The sequence below is a fragment of the Rhodoglobus galactosidasius genome (genome assembly GCF_054957775.1).
On sequence record NZ_JBQIAV010000001.1, the window covers coordinates 184,597 to 203,006 of the forward strand.

Genomic DNA, 18,410 nt, shown 5'->3' on the forward strand with positions numbered 1-18,410 from the left:
TGAGTTACCACACGTAAGCGAGGACTTCCCCACCTACGCCCTTCTTAGTCGCCTCTTTGTCGGTCAACAGACCTGAGGAGGTGGACAAAACGGCCACGCCGAGTCCGCCAAGAACCTTGGGGATTTCGGTCGAGCGAGCGTATACACGAAGGCCAGGCTTCGAAACGCGCTTGATTCCCTTGATGGAACGCTCGCGAGTGGGGCTGTACTTGAGTTCGATCGTGAGGGTCTGGCCCACGCGAGCGTCCTCGGTGCTCCAGCTGAGGATGTATCCCTCTGCCTTGAGCATTTCAGCCAGGCGCGACTTCAGCTTGCTGTTAGGCATTGAAACGCTGTCGTGGTGCGCCGAATTGGCGTTGCGCAGTCTGGTCAGCATGTCAGCGACCGGATCTGTCATTGTCATTATGTGTTTCCTGTCTCGTCTGGTTTCGGCATCCGTTACACGAAGGCCGACCTGGTCGATTGGTGATACTTGGTTAGTTAGATGCGTTCTCTGCTGAACGGAACGGGAACCCGAGTGCCTTCAACAGCGCACGGCCCTCTTCGTTGTTCTTTGCAGTGGTGACGATTGTGATGTCGAAACCACGAACACGGTCAATCTTGTCCTGATCGATCTCGTGGAACATTGACTGCTCCGTGAGGCCGAACGTGTAGTTGCCGTTGCCATCGAACTGCTTGTCCGAAAGGCCGCGGAAGTCACGAATACGCGGAAGTGCGAGCGAGATCAGGCGGTCAAGGAACTCCCAAGCGCGGTCACCACGGAGGGTGACGTGTGCGCCAATGGGCTGTCCTTCACGGAGCTTGAACTGAGCAATCGACTTGCGAGCGCTCGTTACGTAGGGCTTCTGGCCGGTGATCGCGGTGAGGTCCTTGACGGCCCCATCGATGATCTTTCCGTCGCGAGCCGCTTCACCGACACCAGTGTTAACGACGACCTTGACGATCCCCGGAACCTGGTGCACGTTGGTGAGTCCAAGATCCTTCTTGAGCTGCGCCGCAAGTTCGGTGCGGTACTTCTGCTTCAGGCGCGGCTGGATTTTGCCAGCTGCAGGTGCAGTCGTCGTCATTAGTCTGCGTCCTTCTCGGTTGCCTTTTCGGCATCCTTCGTCGAGGCCTTGGGCTCAGCCGTAGCTGCCTTCGACTTCTTGGTCTCTACGCGGCGCGACTTCTTAAAGAAGCGCTCGCGCGTGGTCTTTCCGCGGTCATCGGTGCCGACGGTGAAGCCAACACGTGCCGGGAGCTTGGTCTCGGGATCAACGAGAGCAATGTTGGACACGTGAATCGGTGCCTCCATCGTCTCGATGCCACCGGTCTTCGTTCCACGCTGAGTCTGACCGACCTTGACGTGCTTGGTGACGAAATTGACACCCTCCACGACGACGCGGTCTTTTCCAGCGATAACCCTGATAACACGACCCTGCTTGCCACGGCTTCCGCCGCGCTCTTCGGTCGGGCCGCTGATGACCTGTACGAGGTCACCCTTGCGAATCTTTGCCATAACTACAGCACCTCCGGTGCGAGAGAGATGATCTTCATGAACTTCTTGTCGCGAAGCTCACGGCCGACCGGTCCGAAGATGCGAGTACCACGAGGGTCTCCACCATCGGACTTAAGGATTACGGCTGCGTTCTCATCAAACTTGATGTATGAACCGTCGGAACGACGAGTCTGCTTGATGACGCGAACGATGACGGCCTTGACGACCTCACCCTTCTTGACGTTTCCGCCAGGAATCGCGTCTTTTACGGTTGCCACAATGACATCGCCGAGACCTGCGTAACGACGGCCTGAGCCACCGAGAACGCGAATCGTGAGGAGCTCCTTGGCGCCGGTGTTATCGGCAACCTTTACTCGGGATTCCTGCTGAAGCATTACTTAGCCTTTTCGAGGATCTCGACCAGACGCCAGCGCTTCGTGGCGCTGAGCGGACGGGTCTCGCTGATTAGAACGGAGTCACCGACACCGGCCGTGTTGGCCTCGTCGTGAACCTTCACCTTGGAGTTACGGCGAATAACCTTGCCGTACAACGGGTGCTTCACGCGGTCTTCGACTATGACAACGATGGTCTTATCCATCTTGTCGCTAGTCACTAACCCGCGACGGGTCTTGCGGTACCCACGAGCGACCTCGGCGGTCTCCGCGGTCTTCTTGTCTTCAACCTTGGCCATGACTACGCCTCCTTCGTCTCGTCAGCGGCGTCCGCTGCGGTTTCATCCGCTGCATCTGCCTTCTTGGTGCTGCGCTTCTTGGTCTCTTTTGCCGGAGCCTCGATAGCAGCAGGAGTTGCACGGATGCCCAGCTCGCGCTCACGGATAACCGTGTAGATGCGAGCGATGTCGCGCTTAACAGCGCGAATACGTCCGTGGCTTTCCAGTTGACCGGTTGCGGCCTGAAAACGAAGGTTGAAGAGCTCTTCCTTCGCCTTCTTCAGCTCGTCAATCAGTCGTTCGTCTTCAAAAGTGTCTAGCTCGACTGGGGCTAGCTCCTTGGATCCGATCGCCATTATGCGTCGCCCTCCTCGCGCTTGATGATGCGTGCCTTGAGGGGCAGCTTGTGAATTGCACGAGTGAGTGCTTCGCGTGCCGTCGTCTCGTCCACTCCGCTGAGCTCAAAGAGCACGCGACCTGGCTTGACGTTGGCGACCCACCACTCGGGCGAACCCTTACCGGAACCCATGCGGGTTTCAGCGGGCTTTTTGGTGAGCGGGCGGTCGGGGTAGATGTTAATCCACACCTTTCCACCACGCTTGATGTGACGCGTCATAGCAATACGAGCCGCCTCAATCTGGCGGTTCGTTACGTATGCCGGCGTCAAAGCCTGAATACCGTACTCGCCAAACGACACCGTGGTTCCACCGGTAGCGTGGCCGCTACGGGAGGGGTGGTGCTGCTTGCGGTACTTGACCTTACGCGGAATCAACATTGTTATGCCTCAACTCCTGCTGCAACCGTTGCGTCTGCCTTAGGAGCTTCTGCCTTCGGTGCTTCTGCCTTGGGTGCTTCAGCCTTCGGTGCGGACGAAGGGCCGCCGGTACGACGGCCACGGTCGCCACCATCGCGACGCTCTGGGCGCGACGACTTCTGGTTAGCCTGCTCGCGAGCGAGCTCCTTGTTGGTGATGTCGCCCTTGTAGACCCACACCTTGACACCGATGCGACCGAAAGTGGTCTTGGCCTCGTAGAAGCCGTAATCGATGTTTGCGCGGAGCGTGTGCAGCGGTACGCGACCTTCACGGTAGTACTCGGAGCGGCTCATTTCTGCGCCACCCAAACGACCCGATACCTGGATGCGAACACCCTTGGCTCCGGCGCGCTGAGCACCCTGGAGGCCCTTACGCATTGCCCGACGGAACGCAACACGAGCAGCGAGCTGTTCTGCGATTCCCTGTGCAACGAGCTGAGCTTCAGCCTCAGGGTTCTTGACCTCGAGGATGTTGAGCTGGATCTGCTTACCGGAAAGCTTTTCGAGCTCTCCACGAATACGCTCTGCCTCGGCGCCGCGACGACCGATCACAATGCCCGGACGGGCGGTGTGAATGTCTACGCGAACGCGGTCACGGGTGCGCTCGATTTCAATGCGAGCAACACCTGCGCGGTCGAGGTTCGACTTGAGCAGGTTGCGGATTTTTACATCTTCCGCAACGTAGTCGCTGTAACGCTGACCCACCTTGGTGCTGTCAGAGAACCAACGCGACACATGGTCGGTGGTGATTCCTAGACGGAAACCGTAGGGGTTTACCTTCTGTCCCATTACTTCTTCCCTGCCTTGTCGGCCTTGGCTTCAACGACGTGGTCTGGCGTGGCCAGAACAATCGTGATGTGGCTGGTGCGCTTCAGAATCTGGAACGCACGGCCCTGGGCACGCGGCTGGAAACGCTTCAACGTGGCTCCATCATCGACAAACGCCTTCGAGATGATCAAATCCTGCTCGTCCAAGAAGCTATTTGCAGCATCTGCCTTGACTCGCGCGTTGGCGATTGCAGACGCAACCAGCTTGTACACCGGCTCGCTCGCGCCCTGAGGTGCGAACTTCAAAATTGCCAATGCTTCTTGAGCTTGCTTGCCGCGGATCATGTTGACAACGCGACGAGCCTTCATGGGGGTCACGCGGATGTGACGCACGCGTGCGATCGACTCCACCATTTCTCTACCTCCTCCACCACCGCGCTAGCGGCGGCGACCCTTCTTGTCGTCCTTCACGTGTCCACGGAAGGTACGGGTGGGCGAAAACTCGCCGAGCTTGTGCCCAACCATGGTTTCGGTGATGAACACCGGAATGTGCTTGCGACCATCGTGCACCGCGATCGTGTGGCCCAGCATTGCTGGAACGATCATTGAGCGGCGCGACCAGGTCTTGATTACGTTCTTGCTCTTGGCTTCGTTCGCCTTGACAACCTTTTGTAGGAGGTGGTCGTCGACGAAGGGGCCCTTCTTCAGACTGCGTGGCATCTTCTGACTCTCCTACTACTTGCGCTTCTTGCCGACATTGCGGCGGCGAACGATGAGCTTGTCACTGGGCAGTTTGCGCTTACGAGTGCGCCCCTCTGCCTGGCCCCAAGGGGAAACGGGGTGACGTCCACCGGACGTCTTACCCTCACCACCACCGTGGGGGTGGTCGACGGGGTTCATGGCGACACCACGCACTGTTGGGCGGACACCCTTCCAGCGCATACGGCCGGCCTTACCCCAGTTGATGTTCGACTGCTCGGCATTGCCGACCTCGCCGATCGTTGCGCGGCAACGAACGTCAACGTTACGGATTTCACCGGAAGGCAAACGCAGCTGCGCGTAAGGGCCCTCTTTTGCAACGAGTCGAACAGATGCGCCAGCGGAGCGGGCCATCTTGGCGCCAGCACCGGGGCGAAGTTCGATCATGTGAATGACTGTACCCACGGGGATGTTCTTCATCGGCAGGTTGTTGCCTGGCTTGATGTCAGCACCAGCACCCGACTCGATGATGTCGCCCTGCTTGAGCTTGTTTGGCGCAATGATGTAGCGCTTGCTGCCATCAACAAAGTGGAGCAGTGCGATACGTGCGGTGCGGTTGGGGTCGTACTCGATCTCGGCAACGCGGGCGTTTACGCCGTCTTTGTCGTTGCGCTTGAAGTCGATGACGCGGTACTGGCGCTTGTGGCCACCACCAACGTGACGGCTCGTGATGCGACCTGCGTTGTTGCGGCCACCAGTCTTCGGCAGAGGGCGCAGAAGCGACTTCTCTGGGGTCGAACGGGTGATCTCAGCAAAGTCTGCAACCGAGGAACCACGGCGACCAGGCGTCGTGGGCTTGTACTTGCGAATAGCCATTAGTTTCTCCTTGGTCCCTAGCCGACAGCTGTGAAGATGTCGATGGAACCGGACTTGAGCGTGACGATGGCGCGCTTGGTGTCCTTGCGCTTGCCCATACCGAAACGGGTACGACGGGTCTTGCCCGTGCGGTTCAACGTGTTGACCGAGTCGACCTTGACCTTGAAGATCTTCTCAATAGCGAGCTTGATCTCCGTCTTGTTCGCACGGGGGTCTACCTCGAAGGTGTACTTACCCTGATCGATCAGGTTGTAGCTCTTCTCGGAAACCACGGGAGCGACGATGATGTCGCGTGGGTCCTTGTACGTGACGGTCATGCGCTGACCTCTTCCTTGTTCGAAGACTTGGTGTTGAACGCAACGAACGCGTCGTAGGCGCCCTTGCTGAACACGATGTCGTCGCTAACGACGACGTCGTAGGCGTTGAGTTGGTCGTATGACAGAACGTGAACCGTGTCGAGGTTACGAATGCTCTTGAGGCTGTTCGCGTCGTCGCGCTGAAGCACAACGAGCACGTTCTTGCTCGGCGCGATGCTCGCAAGCAGCGCTGAAACAGCCTTCGTCGAAGGCTTGTTGTCTACAGACAGAGCGTCGATTACGTGAATGCGCTCACCGCGAGCCCGGTCGGACAATGCGCCGCGAAGTGCTGCAGCAATCATCTTCTTGGGGGTGCGCTGTGAGTAGTCACGCGGGTGTGGACCGTGAACGATACCACCACCCTTCATCTGAGGAGCACGGATCGAGCCCTGACGAGCGCGACCGGTTCCCTTCTGCTTGAACGGCTTGCGACCTGAACCCGAAACTTCACCGCGACGCAGGGTGTTGTGCGTACCCTGACGTGCTGCTGCACGCTGAGCGACAACAACCTGGTGGATAAGGGGAACGTTGGTCTGCACGTCGAAGATCTCAGCAGGCAGTTCGACAGAGTCGACCTTCTTGCCCTTGGCGTCGATGACGTCGATGGAGGTAGCCATGTGTACTACGCCCCCTTCACTGCGTTGCGGACGAAGACGATACGACCGCGAGCTCCGGGAACGGCGCCCTTGATGAGCACGAGTCCCTTCTCAAGGTCGATCGCGTGGACGGCGAGGTTCATGACCGTTACGCGGTCACCACCCATACGACCGGCCATGCGCATGCCCTTGAAGACACGGCTGGGGGTCGACGAGGCACCAATGGAACCAGGCTTGCGGTGGTTTCGGTGCGAACCGTGGCTCGCAGAAACACCCTTGAAGTTGTGTCGCTTCATAACACCGGCGAAACCCTTACCCTTGCTCGTGCCGACAACGTCGACCTTCGAGCCGGGGGTGAAGATGTCGACTGCAAGCTCCTGGCCGACGGTGTACTCCGCGGCGTCGGGGGTGCGAATCTCGGTGATGTGACGGCGAGGCGTTACGCCTGCCTTGTCGAAGTGACCGGTGAGGGGCTTGTTGACCTTACGAGGGTCAATCTGGCCGTATGCGATCTGGACTGCGCTGTATCCATCAACCTCAGGGGTACGCAGCTGCGTAACCACATTCGGGGTGATTTCGACAACGGTCACGGGAACGAGTTTGTTGTTCTCGTCCCAAACCTGAGTCATGCCGAGCTTCTTGCCCAGCAGACCCTTAGTCGTCTTAGTTATAGACATTATTTTCCTTATCGGCTCTGTCGCTCAATAACTGCGCGAGCTAAAGCTTGATCTCGATGTTGACGTCGGCCGGCAGGTCGAGACGCATAAGCGAATCCACAGCCTTGGGCGTCGGGTCGATGATGTCGATGAGCCGCTTGTGGGTGCGCTTCTCGAAGTGCTCGCGGCTGTCCTTGTACTTGTGGGGAGAGCGGATAACCGCAATCACGTTCTTTTCAGTGGGCAGCGGCACTGGGCCTACTACCGTGGCACCCGCGCGGGTTACCGTGTCAACGATTTTGCGTGCCGACGAGTCGATGACCTCGTGGTCGTACGACTTAAGTCGAATGCGGATCTTCTGTCCCGCCATGACTGGCTCTCTTCCCTTAGTACTTTGGTTGCACTGCGTTTGGCTGCACTGCGTGCACCTGGGCTGCTCGCTACCGAATGCTGCCACCCGGAGACGCTCAGCACTTCTGCTTTCGCACCACTATTTATCTGTCAAGTTCTTGCTGTCACTGCTTGTGATACCAACCCGCGTAGACGCGAGGAGAGTGTGCAGGCGAGCCGACACAAACCTTCCCCGCAAATCGTCTTTTTCACGACGCTGTTCTCTTTCGAGAAGCTGTGGGGAGTTGGTTAAGCTTGGTTCTGCTCCCCGCGGCCTAGCTACTTCACCTTGTGTGACACACGCTCTGCGCGAGACACACCTTGTGGAACTATGCACTGCCTGGGAGTGATTCGCACACACGAGGCGGCGAAATGTTGAACTAGAAGAGTCTGTCACATCCGGGCATTTGCTGCAACCCGGGCGTGTCGGAATTTTGGCACTGTTTAGTGAGGGTGCTTCACGACGTCTCGTACGCCATCCATAAACACGCTCGCCACCAACGGAACACCGGGCCGATAGGCCAAATGGCGGTAATTCGGAGCATCCAGAATCTGGGCATTTGCTCGGGCACCCACCTGCAGATGACCTACGTCGTCGAGGCGCAACGAACGGGCCCCTCCCAGCGTCGCCGCTGTCACCGCCTCCAGGGTTGTCATTCCCATTTCACGCACTGCAAGAGCGATACAGAACGGGATGGATGAGGTGAAGCTAGAGCCCGGATTGCAATCGCTGGCGAGTGCAACAGTCACACCCGCGTCGAGGAGCCGCCGTGCATCCACAAAGGGGTGTTTCGTAGAGAACTCCACCCCGGGAAGCACGCCAGCGACAGTGCTGCTGCCGGCCAGCGCATCCACATCCGCATCACTGAGGTACGTGCAGTGATCGACACTTGCCGCCCCCAGTTCGGCTGCGAGTTGAACCGCCCCTGATTCGCCCAATTGCGCGCCGTGCAGGCGGGCGCCTAAGCCGCGAGCAAGACCGGCACCGATGATCGCGCGCGTCTCCTCCTCGGTGAACGCGCCGTTGTCACAGAACACATCAATCCAGCGAGAGTGAGGTGCGCACGCATCGAGCATCTCCCCCATGACAAGACTCACATACGCTGCCCGGTCATCAGCAAACTCTGCGGGCACAACGTGGGCGCCCAAGAACGTGGTCTCCGTCGTCAGAGTGGATGCGAGGCGCAGCATCCGCGCCTCGTCATGGACGCTCAACCCGTAACCGCTCTTGATCTCTACCGTCGTGGTGCCCTGCCTACGCATTTCCGCAACCAGCGCCGCGGCATTTGCCAGCAGTTCCTCGTCGCTTGCTTCACGCGACAGCGCAACAGTGCGACGAATCCCGCCCGCCTCATAACGGCGCCCCGCCATGCGCGCCTCAAACTCGTCAGAACGATCGCCAGCAAACAGCAGATGGCTGTGGCTGTCGACAAAGCCCGGCAACACGCATCCCCGGTTGGCGTCTACACGGGAATCCGCACTCGGCGCATCAGCGGAAGCACCCCACCAAGCGACACGCCCGTTCTCGAAGACGATCGCGGCATCATTGAGCTCTGGCCGCTCAGGGTCATGCGTGAGGAGGACACCAATGTTGTCGACCACCGTGCTGCTACCTGTAGGGCTGGTTGCAGCTGCGTTGATCGGTGCCGCGCTAGTCATCGCAGGGCTGGCGGTCGCGGCGCCGGTCATCGCAGCGCAACCCCCGAGATCGCCTCGAGAACACAGAGCGCGACCAAGCGAACGGTACGTTCGTCTGCCGAGTCGGATGCGGCATCCACTTCGACCAGGTCGATCGACGACACCGAAGAGTGTGCACCAGCGAGTCGAGCGGCAGTGCGCAGTTCGATAGCCGAAATTCCGCCAGGAATCGATGCCGGGCACGCCGGAGCTACAGAGCGATCGCAGACATCCACATCAAAGTCGACATGGATCGGGCCACCGCCTGCACCGGCAATTTCGAGCGCCTGTGCCATTACGTCGTCCATCGACCGCACCCGCAGCTCATCACGCGTAATCACCGTGATGCCCGCGTCGTGAGCACGTTCGGCATAGGCCAACGAGTTAGCCAACGGCTCGATCCCGATCTGCACCACGCGACGCCCATCGAGACCTGCTTCTAAGAGACGCCGAACCGGAGAACCATTGGTGGTGCCATCGCGCAAGTCATAGTGCGCATCGAGCGTGATCAGCCCCGCCGTGTCGACCGCAGCACCCCAACGCCCCAACGCCGTCGGCACTGTCGTCGCATTGTCGCCGCCCAGCGCAATCACCAGCTCAGCGCGCAGCGCAGCGACTGTCTCGATCGCCCCCTGCTCATTTAGGTCGGGTTCACGCACATTGCCCGCGTCTACGATCCGAAGTTCGGTCAGCGCGGCATAGCGACGCAACACTTCGCGCACCGCTGCGGGAGTTGTGTGCGCCTGCGTCGGCGAGAGAGACGTGCGCGACGTCGGCATTCCAATGAGCGCGACATCCGCCCACTCCCCATCAACCGGCGATGGCCAGTCCCCCGCACGCGGCCAGAGTGGATCAGAGTTAAGCATTGTCACCTTCCGTCATCGGGATGCGCACGCCAAGGTTGTCGGCAACCGCAATGGCCTCATCGTAGCCAGCATCCACGTGACGAATTACCCCCATGCCAGGATCGTTGGTGAGAACCCGCTCAAGCTTGTGTGCTGCAAGGTCTGTTCCATCAGCAACCGTGACCTGCCCAGCGTGGATCGACCGACCAATACCGACGCCACCACCGTGATGGATCGACACCCACGTCGCACCCGACGACGTGTTGACGAGTGCATTGAGCAGCGGCCAGTCGGCAATCGCATCCGAGCCGTCTTTCATGGCCTCAGTCTCGCGATAGGGCGACGCCACCGAACCACTATCGAGGTGGTCGCGGCCGATTGCCAGCGGCGCGGCCAACTCGCCAGAAGAGACCATCTCGTTGAAGAGGAGCCCCGCCTTGTCGCGCTCGCCATAGCCTAGCCAGCAAATGCGAGCAGGAAGACCCTGGAAGTGCACACGCTCACCAGCAAGTTTGATCCAGCGTGCCAGCGACTCGTTTTCGGGAAAGAGGTTGAGAATAGCTTTGTCAGTCTTATGGATGTCGCTGGCCTCGCCGCTCAGCGCAGCCCAGCGGAACGGCCCCTTGCCCTCAGCAAACAGTGGGCGGATGTATGCCGGCACGAACCCCGGAAACGCGAATGCCTTCGCGTAGCCCGCCGCGAGCGCCTCGGTGCGGAGGTTATTGCCATAGTCGAAGACCTCAGCGCCCTGCTGCTGGAACCCGACCATGCCCTCAACGTGGACGGCCATCGACTCCCGCGAGCGCTGCGCAAAGCCGGGATCGCGTCGAGCGCTCTCCCAATCGTCAAAATCGACGCCGAGCGGCAAGTAGGCCAGCGGATCGTGCGCGCTTGTCTGGTCCGTGACGATATCGATGGGCGCACCCATCGCCAGCAACTCCGGGATCGCTGCTGCAGCGTTCGCGAGCACGCCGATCGAGAGCGGTTTCTTGGCATCCCGTGCAGCAACCGCCAGTTCAACCGCGTGGGCGAGCGACTTCGCTTCGACATCGAGATAGCCGTGATCGATACGGCGAGTGATGCGACTCTGATCCACATCGATACAGATCGCAACACCGTCGTTCATGGTTACGGCGAGCGGCTGTGCGCCACCCATGCCTCCGAGGCCAGCCGTGAGAGTAATGGTGCCCGCCAGAGTTCCGCCGAAGCGTTTCGCCGCGACCGCAGAGAACGTTTCATAGGTGCCCTGCAGGATGCCCTGAGTGCCGATGTAGATCCATGATCCGGCCGTCATCTGGCCATACATGGTGAGACCGAGCTGCTCAAGTCGGCGGAACTCATCCCAGTTTGCCCAGTCACCCACGAGGTTGGAGTTGGCCAGCAACACTCGCGGGGCCCACTCGTGGGTCTGCATTACGCCGACTGGCTTGCCCGACTGAACAAGCAAGGTCTCATCACTCTTGAGCGTTGTCAGCGAACGAACGATGGCGTGATAGCTCGGCCAGTCGCGAGCGGCCTTGCCCGTGCCTCCATAAACAACGAGATCTTCTGGGTGCTCGGCAACCTCGGGATCGAGGTTGTTTTGCAGCATGCGCAGTGCGCCCTCCTGCTGCCAGCCCAGAGTGTTGAGGGTGCTTCCACGGTGTGCGGTGATCATGAGTGCTCCTAGTGAAGATCGAGGGCTAGTGACGTTCGCTGGCTAGCGAAGGTCGGTGACGGATCGGGCTGCGGCCAGCAGCGCACCCGACTGAACAAGTTCGACGCTCGCGGCAATGTCTGGCGCCAAGTAGCGGTCGGGTCCCGCACCGGGAACCCTTTCACGAATCGAATCAATGACGGCAGCAGAAACCGGCGACGGTGTCTCTCCTCGCATCTCAATACCCCGAGCCGCCGTGAGCAACTCGATTGCAAGCACACGCGAGAGTCCATCGATGCTGCGACGCAGTTTGAGCCCGGCGCTCCAGCCCATCGATACGTGATCTTCTTGCATCGCGCTCGTCGGAATCGAATCAACGGATGCTGGAGCCGCCAGCCGCTTCAGTTCACTAACAATCCCGGCCTGCGTGTACTGCGCGATCATGTGCCCAGAGTCGACACCGGGGTCGTCGGCGAGGAAAGCATTGAGCCCACCGTTTCGGTTGCTGTCGAGAAAGCGGTCGGTTCGGCGTTCGCTCATGCTGGCGACGTCGGCGCTCACGATCGCGAGGAAGTCGAGAGCGTAGCCGACCGGCGCACCATGGAAGTTTCCGTTGGACTCGAGGCGCCCGTCGAGAGTGACAACCGGGTTGTCGATGGCACTCGCCAGTTCGCGCTTGGCGACCATGGTCGTGTGCTCGACAGTGTCGCGGGCGGCACCGTGCACTTGAGGTGCACAGCGCAGCGAATACGCATCCTGCACTCTGGTGAAGCCGTTGCTTGCGTGTGCCGCAATCGCGCCAGATCCGCGAAGAACCGCTCGCATGTTTGCCGCAGAGTGAGCCTGGCCGGGGTGTGGTCGAAGCTGCTGCAGATCCTCTGCGAACACGCGATCGGTGCCGGCAAGACCCTCGACACTGAGCGCTGCGGCCAGGTCGGCAGTCGTGAGGAGAGCCCGAAGATCGGTGATCGCGAGCGCGAGCATCCCGAGCATCCCATCGGTGCCATTGATCAGCGCAAGGCCCTCCTTTTCGTGCAACACCACGGGCTCGATGCCTGCTGCCCTCAGCGCTGCGGATGCTGGCAACAGTTCGCCGGTAACCCGCACGTCGCCTTCACCCATGACCGCAAGCGCACAGTGCGCAAGGGGCGCGAGGTCGCCTGAGCATCCGAGGCTGCCGTACTCGCCGACGATCGGCGTGATGCCCGCGTTGAGCAGCGCAGCATAGGTCTCGGCCACGATGGGCCGAACTCCGGTGCGCCCGGTCGCCATGGTTGAGAGGCGGAGGAGCATGGTCGCACGAACAACCTCGGCATCGACTTCTGCGCCAGAGCTAGCGGCATGGCTCCGTACAAGCGACCGCTGAAGCTGAACTCGTTGTTCGGGGGCAATGTGCTTCGTCGCGAGGGCTCCAAAGCCTGTCGACACCCCGTAGTGTGGCCGCACATCATCAGCGAGCGCTTCGATCACTGCTCGGGAGGCGGCGATCGCGTCGTAAGCGGCAGGATCGAGCTCGACGGGTGCATTGTGCCGCGCCACTGCAACAACATCGTGGATGCTCAAAGGACCTACGCCGATGGTGACGGCCGTATCTGGGGCGAGATTCATGATCCCAGTGAACGCCCATTGGCCTTCCTCTGCGAGGGGTATTCGGGATATGGTGTCTGAAATACCAGACAGGGGCACTGTGCTCGAGATTCCCGCCGCCCGCAACACCATGGCAGTGCTGCGACACCTCGCCTCCCGACCTGGGCCGGTGCGGGCCTCGAGCCTCGCCCGCGAACTCGAATTGCCCCGCTCATCCGTCTATCAACTTCTTGCCATCATGATCGACGAAGGCTTTGTGGTGCACTATCCCGAAGACCGCACCTACGGGCTGAGCGCGCTCGTCTCCGAGATCGGAACCTCAGCGTTGCACAGCGAACGACTCTCGCGACTGGCCACCTCTCTCATGCAGAGCCTTGCGCGCGAAGCCCCGATTCCGGTGGTGGCACATCTGGCCGTCCTGACCGGTGCCGAGGTCAGTTATGCAGCACGCGTACAAGGCTCGCGCGCACCGACGACGGTGTCGTCCGTCGGCGTTCGCCTACCCGCGCACCTCACCGCGACCGGGCGGGCGATGCTCGCTCAACTGACTGCACCCCAAGTGCGCGCTCTCTATCCCTCGCGCAGTTCACTCACTCGTCGCCAATCCGCCGGCCCGCAGACCCTCAACGAGCTCAGCCAGTTGCTCAACACCACACGGGAACGTGGATGGGCTATCGAGATCGGTGACGTCACCGCAGACTACGCATCCGTTGGCGCCGCATCCTTCGACCGAAACGGATACCCCTCGGCCTCGATCGGGCTCACCTTCAGAACGGATGCCGTTGGCGAGCACTGGGATGAGCTCGGTGCCGCGACCGTGGCAGCCGCGCGCGCACTCACCGCCCGCCTCACGGGACGCTCCGGTTAGCACGGCAACGCCCGCGCCTGCGCCTGCGCCTGCAGTATTTCTCAGCTGCGCATGCGCTGCTTAAACGAAAGAGGGCCGAGCCTTTCGGCTCGACCCTCTTTCGTAATTAGTGCTGGAGTTACGCCAGAACCTTGGTTACCTTACCGGCACCTACAGTGCGGCCACCCTCACGGATAGCGAAGCCGAGGCCCTCTTCCATGGCGATGGGCTGAATGAGCTCAACGGTCATGTCGGTGGTGTCGCCAGGCATAACCATCTCGGTGCCCTCAGGCAACGTGATGACGCCGGTGACGTCGGTGGTACGGAAGTAGAACTGCGGACGGTAGTTCGCGTAGAACGGGTTGTGACGCCCACCCTCATCCTTTGACAGGATGTATGCGGTTCCCTCGAAGTTCGTGTGAGGAGTAACGGAACCAGGCTTAACAACAACCTGTCCACGCTCTACATCTTCACGCTTCGTTCCACGAAGGAGCAGACCACAGTTCTCGCCTGCCCATGCCTCGTCGAGCTGCTTGTGGAACATCTCGATACCAGTGACCGTGGTCTTCTGGGTCGGACGGATTCCAACGATCTCGATGTCGGAGTTGATCTTGAGAGTTCCACGCTCAGCGCGGCCCGTAACAACGGTTCCACGACCAGTGATCGTGAAGACGTCTTCAACCGGCATCAAGAACGGCTTGTCCTTGTCGCGGATGGGGTCAGGAACGCTCTCGTCGACAGCATCCATGAGGTCCAGAATTGACTGAACCCACTTCTCGTCGCCCTCGAGAGCCTTGAGGCCCGATACCTGGACAACAGGAACGTTGTCGCCATCGAAGCCCTGGCTTGAGAGGAGTTCGCGAACTTCGAGCTCAACGAGCTCAAGGATCTCTTCGTCGTCAACCATGTCGGACTTGTTGAGTGCTACGAGCAGGTAAGGAACACCAACCTGCTTCGCGAGCAGAACGTGCTCGCGAGTCTGAGCCATCGGTCCGTCGGTCGCTGCAACCACGAGGATTGCACCGTCCATCTGAGCTGCACCGGTGATCATGTTCTTGATGTAGTCAGCGTGGCCCGGAGCGTCTACGTGTGCGTAGTGGCGCTTGGGGGTCTCGTACTCAACGTGCGAGATGTTGATGGTGATGCCGCGCTGACGCTCTTCCGGAGCCGAGTCAATCGACGAGAAGTCACGCTGCACGTTAGTCGCCGAAGGGAACTTGTCTGCAAGTACCTTCGAGATGGCTGCGGTGAGCGTGGTCTTTCCGTGGTCAACGTGACCGATGGTTCCGATGTTTACGTGCGGCTTGGTCCGCTCGAACTTGGCCTTAGCCACTGTGGGTCCTCCTCAGGACTCGGTTGCTCTGCACCCGACGACTTTTCACTGCCGAATGTTTCGCAAGTTGGTGTTTATCTATGTTAGTTGCGCGCTGGTAGTGCGGCGATTACTCGCCCTTGTTCTTTTGAATAATCTCGTCAGCTACCGCACGGGGAACCTCAGAGTAGCTGTCGAACGTCATCGAGTACACCGCGCGACCCGAGGTCTTCGACCTCAAGTCACCGACGTAACCGAACATTTCCGACAGCGGTACGTGGGCGCGAATGACCTTTACGCCGGTCGCGTCCTCCATGGACTGGATCTGTCCGCGGCGACTGTTGAGGTCACCGATGACATCTCCCATGTACTCCTCGGGAGTACGAACCTCGACCGCCATGAGCGGCTCGAGGAGAGCTGGGTCGGCCATACGCGCTGCCTCTTTGAATGCCATTGTTCCCGCGATCTTGAACGCCATTTCTGACGAGTCAACATCGTGAGAGGCACCATCGAGAATGATTCCCCTAACGCCGACCATGGGGAATCCTGCCAGTACTCCAACACCCATCGAAGCCTGGAAACCCTGGTCAATCGAGCCGATGTATTCGCGAGGAATACGTCCACCGGTGACCTTGTTCACGAATTCGTAAATCGTGTCGCCGACAACTTCCATCGGCTCAAGCGAGATCTGAATCTTAGCGAACTGTCCCGATCCACCCGTCTGCTTCTTGTGGGTGTAGTCGTGCTTGGCCACAGTGCGACGAATCGTTTCGCGGTACGCAACCTGCGGCTTACCAACGTTGGCTTCAACGTTGAATTCGCGCTTCATGCGGTCTACGAGGATGTCGAGGTGAAGTTCACCCATTCCCTTGATAACCGTCTGGCCAGTTTCCTGGTTCTGTTCGGTACGGAACGTGGGGTCTTCTTCGGCGAGCTTCTGGATGGCGAGACCAAGCTTTTCTTGGTCGGCCTTAGTCTTGGGCTCGATCGCTACCTCGATCACGGGCTCAGGGAACGTCATCGACTCGAGAACGACTTGGTCGTTCAGGTCACACAGCGTGTCACCAGTCGTGGTGTCCTTGAGGCCGATTACGGCGTAGATGTGTCCGGCGGTAACGCTGTCGACAGGCATTTCCTTGTTGGCGGCCATCTGGAAGATCTTCCCGATGCGCTCCTTCTTGCCCTTGGTCGAGTTAGCTACAGCCCCACCGGAATCGAGTCGTCCCGAGTACACGCGAATGTAGGTGAGGCGACCGAAGAAGGGGTGAACTGCAACCTTGAAGGCGAGAGCCGCGAACGGTTCCGTCGACTCGGGCTTGCGGATGATGATCTTCTCTTCGTCGCGAGGCGAGTGTGCTTCCAGCGGAGGCACGTCGACAGGCGACGGGAGGTAGTCAACAACAGCGTCAAGCATCGGCTGAACGCCACGGTTCTTGAACGCTGAACCACAGAGCACAGGGTAGATCTCGCTGTTCACGGTGAGCTTACGAATCGCAGCTTTGATCTCGGGAACGGTGATCTCTTCGCCGGCGAAGTAACGCTCCATGATGGCATCGTCAGTCTCAGCAACGACTTCGAGCAGAGCAGTGCGGTATTCCGCAGCCTTCTCCTTGAGGTCTTCTGGGATCTCTTCGATGGCGTACTTTGAGCCCATCTCGACGTCACCCTTGGAGTCTCCACGCCACGTCAATGCGCGCATTTCGACGAGGTCGACAACGCCCTCAAAACCGGACTCGAATCCGATGGGGAGCTGAATAACCAGCGGGCGTGCGCCCAAGCGGCTAACGATGGTGTCGACGGTGTAGTAGAAATCTGCACCCATCTTGTCCATCTTGTTGACGAAGCAGATGCGAGGAACGTTGTACTTGTCGGCCTGGCGCCATACAGTCTCGGACTGCGGCTCCACACCCTCTTTACCGTCGAACACGGCAACTGCACCATCGAGTACGCGGAGCGAGCGCTCCACCTCAACCGTGAAGTCAACGTGGCCGGGGGTATCAATGATGTTGATCTGGTTCTTGTCCCAGAAACAGGTCACAGCAGCAGACGTGATCGTGATGCCACGCTCTTGCTCCTGCTCCATCCAGTCTGTGGTCGACGCGCCGTCGTGAGTTTCACCGATCTTATGGTTTACACCCGTGTAGTACAGGATGCGCTCAGTCGTGGTGGTCTTGCCAGCATCGATGTGAGCCATGATGCCAATGTTGCGAACCTTTTTTAGGTCCGTGAGCACTTCCTGTGCCACAGGTTCCTCCGAAGTTTGTTGGTGAAGAACGAAACTCAGAAATGAGGCGAGTCAGAGAATTCCTGACTCGCCTCACAACGAGTAGCTACTACCAGCGGTAGTGAGCGAATGCCTTGTTGGACTCGGCCATCTTGTGGGTGTCTTCACGACGCTTTACAGCGGCGCCAAGTCCATTCGATGCGTCCAAAATTTCATTGGTGAGACGCTCAGTCATCGTCTTTTCACGACGGCCCTTTGCGTAGCTCGTGAGCCAACGCAAAGCAAGAGTGTTTGCACGGTGCGACTTGACCTCAACAGGAACCTGGTAGGTCGAGCCACCGACACGACGCGACTTGACCTCAAGGGTCGGGCGCACGTTGTCGAGTGCCTTCTTGAGCGTGACGACGGCATCTTGGCCGGTCTTCTCGGTTACGCCTGCGAGTGCGCCGTAAACGATGCGCTCTGCAAGACCCTTCTTGCCATCAAGAAGAATCTTGTTGACGAGCTGGCTGACAATGGGTGCGCCGTAAACCGGATCTGCGACTACGGGACGCTTTGGTGCTGGTCCTTTACGAGGCATTACTTCTTATCCTTCTTCGCGCCATAGCGGCTGCGAGCCTGCTTACGGTTCTTAACGGCCTGGGTGTCGAGCGCTCCACGAACGATCTTGTAGCGGACACCAGGAAGGTCCTTTACACGACCGCCACGGATGAGCACCATCGAGTGCTCTTGAAGGTTGTGACCTTCACCGGGAATGTACGCGGTGACCTCGGTACCGTTGGAAAGCTTGACACGAGCAACCTTGCGAAGCGCCGAGTTCGGCTTCTTCGGGGTGGTCGTATAAACACGCGTGCAAACGCCGCGCTGCTGCGGGTTGGACTTAAGGGCGGGGGCCTTGGTCTTGACGACCTTCGGCGTGCGTCCCTTACGCACCAACTGCTGAATGGTGGGCACTCAATAACTCCTTGTTTTTGCTGCACGG

The 18,410-nt window shown here is 59.6% G+C and carries 23 protein-coding genes and 1 pseudogene; 1 reads left to right on the top strand and 23 read right to left on the bottom strand.

Annotated elements, in window-relative coordinates; translation table 11 throughout:
- Positions 1–4: 4 nt before the first annotated feature.
- The 19 genes and pseudogenes from rpsH to hutH form a co-directional block, all read right to left on the bottom strand.
- Entirely contained in the window at positions 5–403 is a 399-nt protein-coding gene (gene rpsH, locus ACTJJW_RS00975; protein ID WP_462642115.1) for a 30S ribosomal protein S8, read from the bottom strand.
- A 73-nt stretch (positions 404–476) separates the two neighbouring features.
- Positions 477–1,067 (bottom strand): 50S ribosomal protein L5, encoded by a 591-nt coding sequence (rplE, locus tag ACTJJW_RS00980; RefSeq protein WP_462642116.1) that lies wholly within the window; start codon positions 1,065–1,067, stop codon positions 477–479.
- Positions 1,068–1,162: 95 nt separating this feature from the next.
- A pseudogene (gene rplX / locus ACTJJW_RS00985) lies at positions 1,163–1,498 on the bottom strand (50S ribosomal protein L24); the annotation flags it as partial.
- Positions 1,499–1,500: 2 nt separating this feature from the next.
- Entirely contained in the window at positions 1,501–1,872 is a 372-nt protein-coding gene (gene rplN, locus ACTJJW_RS00990; RefSeq protein WP_010203824.1) for a 50S ribosomal protein L14, read from the bottom strand.
- Positions 1,872–2,168 (bottom strand): 30S ribosomal protein S17, encoded by a 297-nt coding sequence (gene rpsQ, locus ACTJJW_RS00995; protein ID WP_009773122.1) that lies wholly within the window; start codon positions 2,166–2,168, stop codon positions 1,872–1,874. Before rpsQ ends, rplN begins: the two co-directional genes overlap by 1 nt.
- Before the next feature lie 2 nt (positions 2,169–2,170).
- Complete coding sequence (gene rpmC, locus ACTJJW_RS01000; RefSeq protein WP_462642117.1) at positions 2,171–2,503, bottom strand: 50S ribosomal protein L29; 333 nt, start codon at positions 2,501–2,503, stop codon at positions 2,171–2,173.
- Entirely contained in the window at positions 2,503–2,922 is a 420-nt protein-coding gene (gene rplP, locus ACTJJW_RS01005; protein WP_009773124.1) for a 50S ribosomal protein L16, read from the bottom strand. Before rplP ends, rpmC begins: the two co-directional genes overlap by 1 nt.
- 2 nt (positions 2,923–2,924) lie before the next feature.
- A complete protein-coding gene (gene rpsC, locus ACTJJW_RS01010; protein ID WP_462642118.1) occupies positions 2,925–3,749 on the bottom strand; it encodes a 30S ribosomal protein S3 in 825 nt (274 codons plus the stop codon).
- Positions 3,749–4,141, bottom strand: coding sequence for a 50S ribosomal protein L22 (gene rplV, locus ACTJJW_RS01015; RefSeq protein ID WP_343922606.1), 393 nt, complete (start codon positions 4,139–4,141; stop codon positions 3,749–3,751). The genes rpsC and rplV overlap by 1 nt, the downstream gene beginning before the upstream one ends.
- Positions 4,142–4,165: 24 nt before the next feature.
- Positions 4,166–4,447: a 30S ribosomal protein S19 gene (gene rpsS, locus ACTJJW_RS01020; protein ID WP_009773127.1), complete on the bottom strand. Its 282-nt coding sequence runs from the start codon at positions 4,445–4,447 to the stop codon at positions 4,166–4,168.
- Between the two features lie 15 nt (positions 4,448–4,462).
- Positions 4,463–5,302: a 50S ribosomal protein L2 gene (gene rplB / locus ACTJJW_RS01025; protein WP_462642119.1), complete on the bottom strand. Its 840-nt coding sequence runs from the start codon at positions 5,300–5,302 to the stop codon at positions 4,463–4,465.
- A gap of 17 nt (positions 5,303–5,319) precedes the next feature.
- Entirely contained in the window at positions 5,320–5,619 is a 300-nt protein-coding gene (gene rplW, locus ACTJJW_RS01030) for a 50S ribosomal protein L23 (RefSeq protein WP_462642120.1), read from the bottom strand.
- Entirely contained in the window at positions 5,616–6,275 is a 660-nt protein-coding gene (gene rplD, locus ACTJJW_RS01035; RefSeq protein WP_462642121.1) for a 50S ribosomal protein L4, read from the bottom strand. Before rplD ends, rplW begins: the two co-directional genes overlap by 4 nt.
- Positions 6,276–6,280: 5 nt before the next feature.
- Positions 6,281–6,931, bottom strand: coding sequence for a 50S ribosomal protein L3 (gene rplC, locus ACTJJW_RS01040; protein ID WP_343922599.1), 651 nt, complete (start codon positions 6,929–6,931; stop codon positions 6,281–6,283).
- A 40-nt stretch (positions 6,932–6,971) separates the two neighbouring features.
- A complete protein-coding gene (gene rpsJ / locus ACTJJW_RS01045; RefSeq protein WP_009773132.1) occupies positions 6,972–7,280 on the bottom strand; it encodes a 30S ribosomal protein S10 in 309 nt (102 codons plus the stop codon).
- 464 nt (positions 7,281–7,744) lie between these two features.
- Entirely contained in the window at positions 7,745–8,959 is a 1,215-nt protein-coding gene (gene hutI, locus ACTJJW_RS01050) for an imidazolonepropionase (protein WP_462642474.1), read from the bottom strand.
- A gap of 26 nt (positions 8,960–8,985) precedes the next feature.
- The gene (locus tag ACTJJW_RS01055; RefSeq protein ID WP_462642122.1) at positions 8,986–9,843 is read right to left on the bottom strand and encodes an arginase family protein; all 858 of its coding nucleotides are present in this window, start codon (positions 9,841–9,843) and stop codon (positions 8,986–8,988) included.
- Positions 9,836–11,479 carry a urocanate hydratase gene (gene hutU / locus ACTJJW_RS01060; protein ID WP_462642123.1) on the bottom strand — a complete coding sequence of 548 codons (1,644 nt, stop codon included), beginning with the start codon at positions 11,477–11,479 and terminating at the stop codon, positions 9,836–9,838. Before hutU ends, ACTJJW_RS01055 begins: the two co-directional genes overlap by 8 nt.
- Before the next feature lie 42 nt (positions 11,480–11,521).
- Positions 11,522–13,066 carry a histidine ammonia-lyase gene (gene hutH / locus ACTJJW_RS01065; protein WP_462642124.1) on the bottom strand — a complete coding sequence of 515 codons (1,545 nt, stop codon included), beginning with the start codon at positions 13,064–13,066 and terminating at the stop codon, positions 11,522–11,524.
- Between the two features lie 49 nt (positions 13,067–13,115).
- On the opposite strand from hutH, the gene ACTJJW_RS01070 reads away from it, so the two are divergent.
- Entirely contained in the window at positions 13,116–13,913 is a 798-nt protein-coding gene (locus tag ACTJJW_RS01070) for an IclR family transcriptional regulator (protein WP_462642125.1), read from the top strand.
- A 118-nt stretch (positions 13,914–14,031) separates the two neighbouring features.
- Here the strand turns inward: ACTJJW_RS01070 and tuf are convergent, their stop codons facing one another.
- From tuf to rpsL, 4 genes are all read right to left on the bottom strand, one after another.
- On the bottom strand, positions 14,032–15,225 hold the full coding sequence (gene tuf, locus ACTJJW_RS01075; RefSeq protein WP_343922584.1) for an elongation factor Tu: 1,194 nt from the start codon (positions 15,223–15,225) through the stop codon (positions 14,032–14,034).
- A gap of 109 nt (positions 15,226–15,334) precedes the next feature.
- On the bottom strand, positions 15,335–17,449 hold the full coding sequence (gene fusA / locus ACTJJW_RS01080) for an elongation factor G (protein ID WP_462642126.1): 2,115 nt from the start codon (positions 17,447–17,449) through the stop codon (positions 15,335–15,337).
- Positions 17,450–17,537: 88 nt separating this feature from the next.
- A complete protein-coding gene (gene rpsG, locus ACTJJW_RS01085; protein WP_010203848.1) occupies positions 17,538–18,008 on the bottom strand; it encodes a 30S ribosomal protein S7 in 471 nt (156 codons plus the stop codon).
- Complete coding sequence (gene rpsL / locus ACTJJW_RS01090; protein WP_009773141.1) at positions 18,008–18,382, bottom strand: 30S ribosomal protein S12; 375 nt, start codon at positions 18,380–18,382, stop codon at positions 18,008–18,010. Before rpsL ends, rpsG begins: the two co-directional genes overlap by 1 nt.
- Between the last annotated feature and the right edge of the window lie 28 nt (positions 18,383–18,410).